Here is an 11,617-nt window from a genome sequence, read left to right on the forward strand (position 1 = left end):
GTCTGAAACAGCCCAACGACACAGGACCGAGTACTCCTCGAACACCGGAGCCTGAAGCCTGTCCGCTACGGATTTGGTTGCACAAACGGATGTCTCGACCATAAGTCGAATTGCCAGCCGCGCGCTGAGATGAGTTCATGTAACTCTTTAGGCCCGGCCGCATGCATCCGTCGAAGTTGCGAAAAATTGCGAAGATTCGGACATGGCGATACTGCCATGGGTACCTGGGGCATCACTGACACGCCCCTGAACGCCTGGCAGCCATGCCGACAATTTGGTGCTGCAGATTTTGGAGACGCGTTAAATGGCGCATAACGAAGCAGTCGACGTAGTACTGGTTGGGGCCGGCATCATGAGTGCCACCCTTGCCGTACTGCTCAAAGAGCTCGACCCCGCGATCAAGCTGGAAGTCGTCGAGCTGATGGATTCCGGTGCCGCGGAGAGTTCGAACCCGTGGAACAACGCCGGTACCGGTCACGCCGGGCTGTGTGAGCTCAACTACACACCGCAGGCCGCCGACGGCAACGTCGACATCAAGAAAGCCGTGCACATCAACACTCAGTTTGAAGTGTCGAAGCAGTTCTGGTCCTACCTGACCAAAAAAGGCACCTTCGGCTCGTGCAAGACGTTCATCAGTCCGGTGCCGCACCTGAGCTTCGTGCAGGGCGACGATGGAGTTTCCTTCCTCAAGGAACGCTTCAAGACCCTGAGCAAGCACCACGCCTTCTCGGACATGGAATACACCGAAGACAAGGCCACCATGGCCGAGTGGATGCCATTGATGATGCCGGGCCGCCCGGCTGACGAAGTCATCGCGGCCACCCGCGTGATGAACGGCACCGACGTCAACTTCGGTGCCCTGACCAATCAACTGCTCAAGCACCTGACCAGCGCACCCGATTCCCAGGTCAAGTATTGCAAGCGCGTGACCGGCCTCAAGCGTAACGGCAGCGGCTGGACCGTCAGCATCAAGGACGTCAACAGCGGTAACTCCCGTGAAGTCGACGCCAAATTCGTGTTCCTCGGCGCGGGCGGCGCGGCACTGCCGCTGTTGCAGGCGTCGGGCATCGAAGAAAGCAAAGGCTTCGGCGGCTTCCCGATCAGTGGCCAGTGGCTGCGTTGCGACAACCCGGAAGTGGTCAAGCATCACCAGGCCAAGGTCTACAGCCAGGCAGCGGTAGGTTCGCCACCGATGTCCGTGCCGCACCTGGACACCCGCGTGGTCGATGGCAAGAAGTCCCTGCTGTTCGGACCGTATGCCGGTTTCACCACGAAGTTCCTCAAGCACGGTTCCTTCATGGACCTGCCGATGTCGGTTCGCGCCGGCAACATCGGCCCGATGCTGGCCGTGGCCAAAAACAACATGGACCTGACCAAGTACCTGGTCAGCGAAGTGATGCAGTCGATGGAGCAGCGTCTGGACTCCCTGCGTCGCTTCTACCCTGAAGCGAAAGCCGAAGACTGGCGCCTGGAAGTGGCCGGCCAACGGGTGCAGATCATCAAGAAAGACCCGAAAAAGGGCGGCGTTCTGCAGTTTGGTACCGAACTGGTCGCGGCCAAGGACGGTTCCCTTGCCGCCCTGCTCGGCGCGTCCCCAGGCGCTTCGGTGACTGTTTCGATCATGCTTGAGCTGATCGAAAAATGCTTCCCGAACAAAGCATCCGGTGAGTGGGCTGCCAAACTGGCGGAAATCTTCCCGGCTCGGGAGAAGGTTCTGGAAACCGACGCTGCGCTGTATCGCAAGATCAATGCGCACAACAACGTCGCCCTGGAACTGGTTGAAGCCAGTAACGAGACCGAAAGCTACGCTTGATTCGGTCCCATGAAAAACGCCCCGTTCTCAGTGAGAGCGGGGCGTTTTTTATGGCCGCTGAAACAGATGGCCCTGAGATCTTCGGTGTCAGTTACACCGACTTCGCGAGCAAGCCCGCTCCCACAGTTGATCGAGTTGAATCACAATTTTGTGATCGATACGAATCCAATGTGGGAGCGGGCTTGCTCGCGAAGGGGCCAGTACAAACACCAACCAAGTCAGGGCAACAACCGATATGCCTGAAGTTAACCGCGCGCCTTGGCGATCAACTCGATGTACTCGGCCGCATTGCGCTGATCCTTGATCAGGGCGACGAAGTCATTGCCGTGCTCATCCTTGCCATCCAGGTCCAGACCGGCTTCGACGAAGAACGTCAGGAAACGCTCGAAGTCATCGATGCGCAGGCCACGGTAGGCCTTGATCAGTTTGTGCAGGGACGGCGAAGTGGCGTCGACCGGCTCGAAATCGAGAAACAACTTGATCTGCTCATCGCCGATCTCGTCACCAATCACTTGTTTCTTATCTTTACGCATTGCCGACTCCAGCTCGCAGACATTTCACGGGGCGGGCAGTTTACCCCTGCCCGGGCACAAGGCTCAACGCGGACGAACAGCCCCAGTGTGCAGATCGGCCCAGACATGGCCGTTGGCGTAGCTGAGGAACTGGCAATACACCGTGTCATTGCGCAGCAAATCGATAACCACCCGGTACTGCGCCATCGGGTAAAACAGCGTCAGGGTTTTGCTTTTTTCGTCATAGATCGGCTTTTTCAGGCTTTTGCTTTCGCCGTCGAAATTGACCAGCACCTGGTTGACGGTCGCGCCCTTGTTCAAGGATTTGCCCTTGAGGCGGATCATCACCGGCGACGTGACCGGAATCGGCTGCTGATTGGACTGACGCTGGCTGCCGACCACCACCGAATACTCGGTGACCTGCAACAGTTGTTGCTGCTCGGGCTCTGCGTCACGCAGCGTCAGGTCATCGGGCGGCAGGAATTGCGCGTGCATCGGCACCGGAGCAGCCGACAGAGGCAGGCTGAGGGTCAGCAACAAGGCGGCGCAGCTGCGGATCAAAAGGCTCATGACAGGCTCCGAAGGCGAAGCTGGGCACTGTAGCAGCTGGCGCAGCCTGCGTCCGGCTGCTACAGAAATCTGGGGCGGGCTGGAGATCAATCGAACTGCGCGCGCATCCAGGCCTGATACTCGGCCACACCCGGCTCGCCTTCACGTGGTGCCCAGGTCGCAAGCTCGCCTTCACCGACCGGGCGATAAGGCCCGGCCTTGCATTCGAACATCAGACTGTCGGCTTCCAGCACGACCAGGCCATGGAACACACCGGGAGGAAGATCGACGCCCACCGATTCGCCAGCGGCTTGCAGAACCCGCGTGTGGATGACGCCTCCGGACTCATCAAAAATCAACAGCCCGAGACGCCCCCGCAGCACCAACAGCGTTTCCGCCTTGTCATCACTCAGGTGCCGATGAGGGGGAATGTACGTACTCGGCTGCAAACCCACGGCCATGCGATGGCACGGCTCTTCCATCTGATGAAAGTTGTGATGCTGGCGCCCGCGCGGATTGGCCGCCGCTTTCTCGGCCAATTCGGTGAACAGCGTTTGATCAAGAAAGCTCGGCGTGGCCAATGATTACATTCCTTTAACAGCAAAAATCCCGTTGGCGTTACGCCAGTAGCCTTTGTAGTCCATGCCGTAACCGAAGATGTAACGGTCGATGCACGGCAAACCGACGAAATCGGCTTTCAGGTCCGGGCGAGCCTTGCGGTCGTGGTCCTTGTCGATCAGCACGGCGGTGTGCACTTTGCGCGCGCCAGCGTGTTTGCAGAAGTCGATGATCGCGCCCAGGGTGTGACCTTCGTCGAGGATGTCGTCGATGATCAGCACGTCACGGTCGATGAACGAGACTTCCGGCTTGGCTTTCCAGAACAGGTCGCCGCCGCTGGTTTCGTTGCGATAACGGGTGGCGTGCAGGTAGGACGCTTCCAGCGGGAATTGCAGATGGGTAAGCAACTTGCCGGCGAAAATCAGCCCGCCGTTCATCACACAGAACACCACCGGGTTAGTGTCAGCCAGTTGTTCGTTGATGTGTGCACCGACGCGGGCGATGGCCGCCTCGACTTCAGCTTCGGTGTACAGGCAGTCAGCCTCTCGCATGATTTGACGGATATGCTCGAGATCAGCGGACATGGCGCTCTCCAAGGGGTGACGGAATCAGGAAAAGCGGGCAAAGGTACGCATCCCGCACGGCCAGATCAAGCGTTTGTGGACTAACGTACTGTATGTCTATAGGACAACACCCTCGGATAGATTAATCTAGGCCGGTTTTTTTGCCCGCCGCCGGAGCCTTTCCCATGCCCATCCTCGAGATCCGCCATCCGCTGATCCGTCATAAACTCGGCCTTATGCGCCGCGCCGACATTAGCACGAAGAATTTCCGTGAGCTCGCTCAGGAAGTCGGCGCGCTGCTGACCTATGAAGCCACCAAAGACCTGCCGCTGGAAACCTACGACATCGAAGGCTGGTGCGGCACCGTGTCGGTCGAGAAAATCGCCGGCAAGAAAATCACCGTGGTGCCGATCCTGCGCGCCGGTATCGGCATGCTCGAAGGCGTGCTGAGCCTGATCCCGGGCGCCAAAGTCAGCGCCGTCGGCGTGGCCCGCAACGAACAGACCCTGCAGGCTCACACTTACCTGGAAAAACTGGTTCCGGAAATCAACGAGCGCCTGGCGATGATCATCGACCCGATGCTCGCCACCGGCAGCTCCATGGTCGCCACCATCGACCTGCTGAAAAAGGCCGGTTGCCGCGACATCCGCGCCATGGTGCTGGTTGCCGCGCCGGAAGGCATTGCCGCTGTAGGCAAAGCGCACCCGGACGTGATGATCTACACCGCCTCCATTGACGAAAAACTCAACGAACACGGTTACATCATCCCAGGCCTGGGCGATGCCGGTGACAAGATCTTCGGTACCAAGCAGAAGGACGCTTGAGCATGCAACAAGAGTTCAACGATCCGCTCTGGCGCACGGTTCTGTCTGGCGCACAGATGCTGTTCGTGGCCTTCGGCGCCCTGGTGTTGATGCCGCTGATTACCGGCCTCGACCCGAACGTGGCGCTGTTCACCGCAGGTCTGGGGACGATTCTGTTCCAGATTGTCACTGGGCGTCAGGTGCCGGTGTTCCTCGCGTCGAGCTTTGCCTTCATCACCCCGATCATTCTCGCCAAGGGCCAGTTCGGCCTCGCGGCGACCATGGGCGGCGTGATGGCGGCCGGTTTCGTCTACACCTTCCTCGGCCTTGCCGTGAAGATAAAAGGCACCGGTTTCATCGACCGCCTGCTGCCACCTGTGGTGATTGGTCCGGTGATCATTTCGATCGGCCTGGCCATGGCGCCGATCGCCGCCAACATGGCGATGGGCAAGGCTGGCGACGGCACCGAGCTGATTCCTTACCAGACCGCCATGCTGATCTCGATGCCCGCGCTGCTGACCACCCTGATCGTCGCGGTGTTCGGTAAAGGCATTTTCCGCCTGGTGCCGATCATTTCCGGCGTGCTGGTGGGTTTTGCCATGGCGTTCTATTTCGACGTGGTCGACACCGCGAAGATTGCCGCCGCACCGTGGTTTGCGATTCCGCACTTCACCGCCCCGGAGTTCAACTGGCAGGCGATTCTGTTCATCGTTCCAGTGGCTCTGGCGCCAGCCATCGAGCATATCGGCGGCGTGATTGCCGTCGGCAGCGTGACCGGCCGCGATTACCTGAAGAAGCCCGGCCTGCACCGCACCCTGCTCGGCGATGGCATTGCCACCACCGCAGCCGGCCTGTTCGGCGGTCCGCCTAACACCACGTACGCCGAAGTGACGGGCGCGGTGATGCTGACCAAGAACTACAACCCGAAAATCATGACCTGGGCGGCGATCTTTGCCATCAGCCTGGCGTTCGTCGGCAAGTTCGGCGCGCTGCTGCAAAGCATTCCGGTGCCGGTGATGGGCGGGATTCTGTGCCTGTTGTTCGGTTCGATCGCTGCGGTGGGGATGAACACGCTGATTCGCCACAAGATCGACCTGGGCGAGGCGCGCAACCTGGTGATTGTCTCGGTGACGCTGGTGTTCGGGATTGGCGGTGTGCTGGTCGGCACCGGGACTGGCCCGGACGACTTCGGCCTCAAAGGCATCGCGCTGTGCGCGGTGGTGGCGATCGGGCTGAATCTGCTGCTGCCGGGCAATGACAGCTGGAAGCACAAGAAGGCGGATGAGCCGTTGTTGTAACAGACGACTCAATGATCGTTCCCACGCTCTGCGTGGGAATGCAGCCCGTGACGCTCCGCGTCACTGGACGCGGAGCGTCCCTAGAGGCATTCCCACGCAGAGCGTGGGAACGATCATCAGAGGGCCAACGGTGCTCGTTCACACAAGGTATTCAACGCCCGCGCCCACTGCGGATCATCGTTGAGGCACGGCACCAGCACCAGCTCCTCTCCCCCCGCCTCGCGGAACAATTCCTTCCCGCGATCACCGATTTCCTCAAGCGTCTCGATGCAATCGGCCACGAACGCCGGGCACATCACCAGCACCTTTTTCACGCCCATTCCGGCCAATTCATCGAGGCGCGCCTCGGTGTAGGGTTCGATCCATTTCGCCCGGCCCAGACGCGACTGAAACGAGACCGACCATTTGCCGTCCGGCAAGCCCATGCGCTTGGCGAACTGCGCCGCGGTGCGCAGGCATTGCGCGCGATAACAGGTGGCCAACACCGCGGGAGAAGCGTTCTTGCAGCAATCCTCATTCTTGAAGCAATGCTTGCCCGTCGGATCGAGCTTGGTCAGGTGGCGTTCCGGCAAGCCGTGGAAGCTCAGCAACAAGTGATCGTAATCCTGCTGCAAATAAGGCTTCGCGCTGGCGACTAATGCATCAAGGTATTCCGGTTGATCGTAGAACGGCTGGAGAATCGAAAACTGCAGGTCGAGCTGCTTCTCGCGCACCACCCGCTTGGCTTCCTCGATCACCGTGGTCACGGTGCTGTCGGCGAACTGTGGATAAAGCGGCGCGAGGGTCACTTTTTTGTGGCCCTGAGCCGCCAGCTCAACCAGCTTCGTCTCAATAGACGGTTCGCCGTAACGCATTGCCAGCTCAACCGGCCCGTGGGTCCATTGCGTAGTCATGGCTTGTTGCAAGCGACGGCTGAGCACCACCAGCGGCGAGCCCTCCTTCCACCAGATCGACGCGTAGGCGTGGGCCGATTGCTCTGGACGCTTGATCAGAATCAGCGACACCAGCAAGCGTCGCACCGGCCATGGCAGGTCGATCACGTACGGGTCCATCAGAAATTGATTGAGGTAGCTGCGCACATCCGCCACCGACGTGGAGGCAGGTGAACCCAGGTTGACCAGAAGCAATGCGTGATCGGTCATGCAACGTCCTATTTCAAAGGCGGCTGGACAGGTCGTCCAGGGCCGCGCGCAAATCAGTGAACTGGAAAGTGAAACCCGCTTCCAGCAGGCGCACCGGTACGGCCTTCTGGCCGCCCAGCAACAGCAGGGACAACTCGCCCAGGCACACTTTCAGAGCCAGGGCCGGCATCGGCATGAACGCCGGGCGGTGCAGCACGCTGGCCAATGTCTTGGCGAACTCGTTGTTGCGCACCGGTTTAGGCGCGCAGGCATTATAGGGACCGCTGGCGTCGTTGCGATGCAGAAGAAAATCAATCAGGGCGATTTGATCGTTGATATGAATCCACGGCATCCACTGCCGACCACTGCCCAGAGGCCCGCCCAGCCCCAGTTTGAACGGCAGTAACAGTCGCGACAAAAAGCCGCCCTCGGCGGACAGCACCAGGCCGGTTCGAATCAGCACCACCCGAATACCCAAGGCCTCGGCGCGCTGGGCGGTTTCCTCCCAGGCAATGCACAACTGACTGGCGAAATCATCGATGGACGGTGGAGATGCTTCCGTCAGCTCCCGTTCGCCACTGTCGCCGTACCAGCCGATGGCGGATCCCGAGATCAATACCTGCGGTTTCTGCTCACGGGTTTCGAGCCAGGCCAACAGGGTCTCGGTCAGGGTGATGCGACTGCTCCAGAGCAAGGCCTTGCGCCTGGAGGTCCATGGCCGGTCGGCAATGGGCGCACCCGCCAGGTTGATAATCGCGTCCACCGGCTCTTGCCCGAGGTCTTCGAACAACGCGATGCCGCGAACCTGAGCGCCGCAAATTTTTGCTACTTTTTCCGGCGTGCGGCTCAAGACGGTCAGGCGATGTCCCTGGCTCAACCAGTGTCGGCAGAGTTGACGTCCTATCAAACCAGTACCGCCGGTCAGCAATATGTGCATGACTTCTTCCTCGCGTGGCGTTTTACCCTGATCACTAGTCTATTTTTATAAGCAGGGATCTTTGATATCGGGCAGTGTCTGTGTTTAACAATAGGCCAAGCTGTCAGATCGAGAACGCTAAAAGTTATACCAAAAAACAATATTGTACAGGTTTCAACCACGGCGTAGTCTGTACAGAAAGGTAAACGAGGCCCCTATGACTGTACCTATCGCAATCATCGGCACCGGCATCGCCGGGCTCTCAGCCGCGCAAGCCCTGACAGATACAGGGCATGTCGTTCAACTTTTCGATAAAAGCCGCGGCAGTGGCGGACGCATGTCGAGCAAGCGCAGCGATGCGGGTGCCCTGGACATGGGCGCTCAGTATTTCACCGCCCGCGACCGTCGCTTCGTCACCGAGGTCCAGCGTTGGCAAACCCAGGGCTGGGTCGCCGAATGGACGCCGCAGCTCTACACCTTCCACGGCGGCCAGCTCAACCTGTCGCCGGACGAACAGACACGCTGGGTCGGTACGCCACGTATGAGCGCCATCACACGCGGTCTGCTCGGAGATCTGGAAGTGCATTTCGCCTGTCGGATCACCGAGGTGTATCGCGGTGAAGAACACTGGCATCTGCAAGACGCCGAAGGGTTCACCCATGGTCCGTTCAGTCATGTGGTGATTGCCACGCCGGCGCCTCAAGCCACAGCACTGCTGGCCTCCGCGCCGAAACTCGCCGGGGCCGCCGCCGGGGTAAAAATGGAACCGACCTGGGCAGTCGCGCTGGCGTTCGATACACCGCTGGACACCCCCATGGAAGGTTGCTTCGTGCAGGACAGCCCGCTCGACTGGCTGGCGCGCAACCGCAGCAAACCCGGGCGCGACAACACCCTCGACACCTGGGTGCTGCATGCGACCAGCGCCTGGAGCCGGCAACACATCGACCTGCCCAAGGAGGCAGTGATCGAGCAACTGCATGGCGCCTTTGCCGAGCTGTTGCACAGCGCCATGCCGGCCCCGACTTTCAGCCTCGCGCACCGCTGGCTTTACGCGCGTCCCGCCAGCAGTCACGAATGGGGCGCCCTGGCCGATGCCGATCTGGGCCTGTATGTGTGTGGCGACTGGTGCTTGTCCGGGCGTGTCGAAGGTGCCTGGCTCAGTGGCCAGGAAGCTGCACGACGGTTACATGAGCACTTGCAGTGAATCGCATTAACCCGAGTAAATTGCTGCTGTCGAAATGGACAGCAGCCCACCCGCAAAACCGCGAAAAACATTTTCTGGTAACCGAGCTGTTCCGTGATGAGGAAGGCACGGTGCTGGACGTCGAGTTGCAGGCGGTGTTGACCCAGCGCAGTGAGCGTTTAGCCTGGCAGGCTCTGAAAAAAAACGACGACTGGATACTGGGCTGGAAGTAGATCCCTGTGGGAGCGAGCAAGCCCGCTCCCACATGAGCATTGCACTCCTCTCAAAAACTTATACAAAAAAATTGACTTGTACACCTTTGAATCTATGATGAAGACAAAGTTGTACAGAGCCGCGACTCTGTACATGTCTGGATTCGAGGTGCTCCGATGCGCGTACAGCCAGCGACCCAACCGAAAATCGCCATCAGCGCCTGCTTGATGGGGGCCGAAGTGCGTTTCAACGGCGGGCACAAGGAATCACGGCTGTGCCGCCGAACCCTCACTGAGTATTTCGAGTTCGTCCCGGTGTGTCCGGAAGTCGCCATCGGCCTGGGTATTCCTCGCGAACCGATCCGCCTGATCGGCAATCCCGAACATCCCGAGGCGGTCGGCACCGTCCACCCCGAGATCAACGTCACCCGGCCGCTCGCCGAGTACGGTCAGAAAATGGCCGCGGAACTGGACGATATCTGCGGCTATATCTTCATGCAGAAATCCCCTTCCTGCGGCCTCGACCGGGTCAAGGTCTACCACACCAACGGGTCGCCGGTGGACGGTGGTGGTCGCGGCATCTTCGCCCAGGCCTTCTGCGCCCTGCATCCGGATTTGCCGGTGGAAGAAGATGGCCGCCTCAACGACCCGGTGCTGCGCGAAAACTTCCTCACCCGCGTGTTCGCCTACAGCGCCTGGCAGCAGTTGCTGCAAGAAGGCTTGACCCGGCGCGGCCTCACGGACTTCCACTCGCGCTACAAATACCTGCTGATGGCCCACAACCCGATGCAGTACAAAACCCTGGGTAACCTGCTGGGCAACATGGGCCAGTCCGATCCCGCCGACATCGGCCCGCGCTATTTCAGCGAGTTGATGTCGGCATTGAAAAAATGCGCCACGCGCCGCACCCACACCAATGTCCTGCAACACATCAGTGGTTACCTCAAACAAGTCATCAGTCCCGAAGACAAACAGGAAATGCAGCACGTCATCGGCCAATACCGGCACGGCATCGTGCCGCTGGTGGTGCCACTGACATTGCTCAAACATTACTTCCGCCAACATCCGGATCCGTATATCGCGCAGCAGGTTTACCTTCAGCCGCACCCGGAAAACCTCAGTCTGCGAAACGCAATCTAATGAAAAGCCCACTCGACACCAGCGCCCGGGAAGACCTCGGCGATGACTTCAAGAAAGCCCTGGACGAAGGCTGGTTGCCGATTCGCGAAGTGGCGCGCCAGACCGGCGTGAACGCCGTGACCCTGCGAGCCTGGGAACGACGTTACGGGCTGATCGTGCCCCAGCGCACGCCCAAGGGGCATCGCCTGTTTTCAGCCGAACACGTGCAACGGATCCTGGCGATCCTCACTTGGCTCAATCGTGGCGTGGCCGTCAGCCAGGTCAAGCAACTGCTCGACACGCCGCAGGCCTTTGCCGAAACCGTCGAAAATGATTGGCAGGTGCTGGGCCAGACGTTGCTGCAAGCGGTGACCCAACTGAATGAACGCACGCTTGATGACACCGTCAACCAAGCCATGGCGCTGTATCCGCCGCGCACCTTGTGCGAACAACTGCTGATGCCGTTGCTGGCGGAACTGGAGCAACGCTGGCAGGGCCAGTTCGGCGCGCAGATGGAGCGGGTATTTTTCTATTCCTGGCTGCGCAGCAAATTCGGCGCACGCATCTACCATAACAATCGTCAGTTACGGACCGCCCCGCTGCTGTTGATCAATCATTCAGACCTGCCACTGGAACCCTGCCTGTGGCTGACCGCGTGGCTGATCAGCAGCGCCGATTGCCCGGTGGAAGTCTTCGACTGGCCGCTGCCGGCGGGCGAACTCGCGCTGGCGGTCGATCACCTGCAGGCCCGCGGCGTACTGCTGTATTCCAGCAAAGCCATGAATCTTTCGCAGCTGCCGAAACTTTTGAATGGTGTCAGTTGCCCAAAAATAATTGCCGGACCAACGGTATGCATTCACCACGCCGAGCTGTCCGCAAAAACTTCCGAAACAGTTGATTTGTTCCTGGCCGAAGACCCGCTGTCGGCTCACCAGGAACTGGTTAAGCGTGGGCTTATTTAATGAATCGT

The 11,617-nt window shown here is 59.7% G+C and carries 13 protein-coding genes; 7 read left to right on the plus strand and 6 right to left on the minus strand.

The genetic code is table 11. The features are described 5' to 3' along the window. The first annotated feature begins 304 nt into the window (after positions 1–304). A complete protein-coding gene (gene mqo / locus ACA072_RS24195) occupies positions 305–1,813 on the plus strand; it encodes a malate dehydrogenase (quinone) (RefSeq protein ID WP_497621072.1) in 1,509 nt (502 codons plus the stop codon). A gap of 245 nt (positions 1,814–2,058) precedes the next feature. Here mqo and ACA072_RS24200 read toward each other — a convergent pair whose 3' ends face one another. The 4 genes from ACA072_RS24200 to ACA072_RS24215 all read right to left on the minus strand — a co-directional run bounded on the left by ACA072_RS24200 (position 2,059) and on the right by ACA072_RS24215 (position 4,016). Next, entirely contained in the window at positions 2,059–2,346 is a 288-nt protein-coding gene (locus ACA072_RS24200; protein ID WP_090180157.1) for a PA4642 family protein, read from the minus strand. 63 nt (positions 2,347–2,409) lie between these two features. Beyond that, the gene (locus tag ACA072_RS24205; protein ID WP_497621075.1) at positions 2,410–2,895 is read right to left on the minus strand and encodes a hypothetical protein; all 486 of its coding nucleotides are present in this window, start codon (positions 2,893–2,895) and stop codon (positions 2,410–2,412) included. Positions 2,896–2,981: 86 nt separating this feature from the next. Further along, positions 2,982–3,455 (minus strand): WbuC family cupin fold metalloprotein, encoded by a 474-nt coding sequence (locus ACA072_RS24210; protein ID WP_497621077.1) that lies wholly within the window; start codon positions 3,453–3,455, stop codon positions 2,982–2,984. Between the two features lie 3 nt (positions 3,456–3,458). Further along, on the minus strand, positions 3,459–4,016 hold the full coding sequence (locus tag ACA072_RS24215; protein WP_109634772.1) for a hypoxanthine-guanine phosphoribosyltransferase: 558 nt from the start codon (positions 4,014–4,016) through the stop codon (positions 3,459–3,461). A gap of 164 nt (positions 4,017–4,180) precedes the next feature. Here ACA072_RS24215 and upp point away from each other — a divergent pair, with 164 nt between their 5' ends. Further along, on the plus strand, positions 4,181–4,819 hold the full coding sequence (gene upp, locus ACA072_RS24220) for a uracil phosphoribosyltransferase (RefSeq protein ID WP_010458234.1): 639 nt from the start codon (positions 4,181–4,183) through the stop codon (positions 4,817–4,819). A gap of 2 nt (positions 4,820–4,821) precedes the next feature. Then, positions 4,822–6,096, plus strand: coding sequence for a uracil-xanthine permease family protein (locus ACA072_RS24225; protein ID WP_497621079.1), 1,275 nt, complete (start codon positions 4,822–4,824; stop codon positions 6,094–6,096). A gap of 116 nt (positions 6,097–6,212) precedes the next feature. Here the strand turns inward: ACA072_RS24225 and hemH are convergent, their stop codons facing one another. Then, positions 6,213–7,238, minus strand: coding sequence for a ferrochelatase (gene hemH / locus ACA072_RS24230; protein ID WP_497621081.1), 1,026 nt, complete (start codon positions 7,236–7,238; stop codon positions 6,213–6,215). Between the two features lie 13 nt (positions 7,239–7,251). After that, complete coding sequence (locus ACA072_RS24235) at positions 7,252–8,154, minus strand: TIGR01777 family oxidoreductase (RefSeq protein WP_497621082.1); 903 nt, start codon at positions 8,152–8,154, stop codon at positions 7,252–7,254. A 196-nt stretch (positions 8,155–8,350) separates the two neighbouring features. On the opposite strand from ACA072_RS24235, the gene ACA072_RS24240 reads away from it, so the two are divergent. From ACA072_RS24240 to ACA072_RS24255, 4 genes are all read left to right on the plus strand, one after another. Then, positions 8,351–9,337: an NAD(P)/FAD-dependent oxidoreductase gene (locus tag ACA072_RS24240; RefSeq protein ID WP_497621084.1), complete on the plus strand. Its 987-nt coding sequence runs from the start codon at positions 8,351–8,353 to the stop codon at positions 9,335–9,337. Then, positions 9,334–9,549 (plus strand): TIGR02450 family Trp-rich protein, encoded by a 216-nt coding sequence (locus ACA072_RS24245; protein WP_497621086.1) that lies wholly within the window; start codon positions 9,334–9,336, stop codon positions 9,547–9,549. Before ACA072_RS24240 ends, ACA072_RS24245 begins: the two co-directional genes overlap by 4 nt. 156 nt (positions 9,550–9,705) lie before the next feature. Next, positions 9,706–10,668 (plus strand): YbgA family protein, encoded by a 963-nt coding sequence (locus ACA072_RS24250; RefSeq protein WP_497621087.1) that lies wholly within the window; start codon positions 9,706–9,708, stop codon positions 10,666–10,668. Further along, positions 10,668–11,609, plus strand: a complete 942-nt coding sequence (locus tag ACA072_RS24255) for a MerR family transcriptional regulator (protein WP_497621088.1) — start codon at positions 10,668–10,670, stop codon at positions 11,607–11,609. Before ACA072_RS24250 ends, ACA072_RS24255 begins: the two co-directional genes overlap by 1 nt. The last annotated feature ends 8 nt before the right edge of the window (positions 11,610–11,617 follow it).

The organism is Pseudomonas sp. LBUM1656 (genome assembly GCF_059716065.1).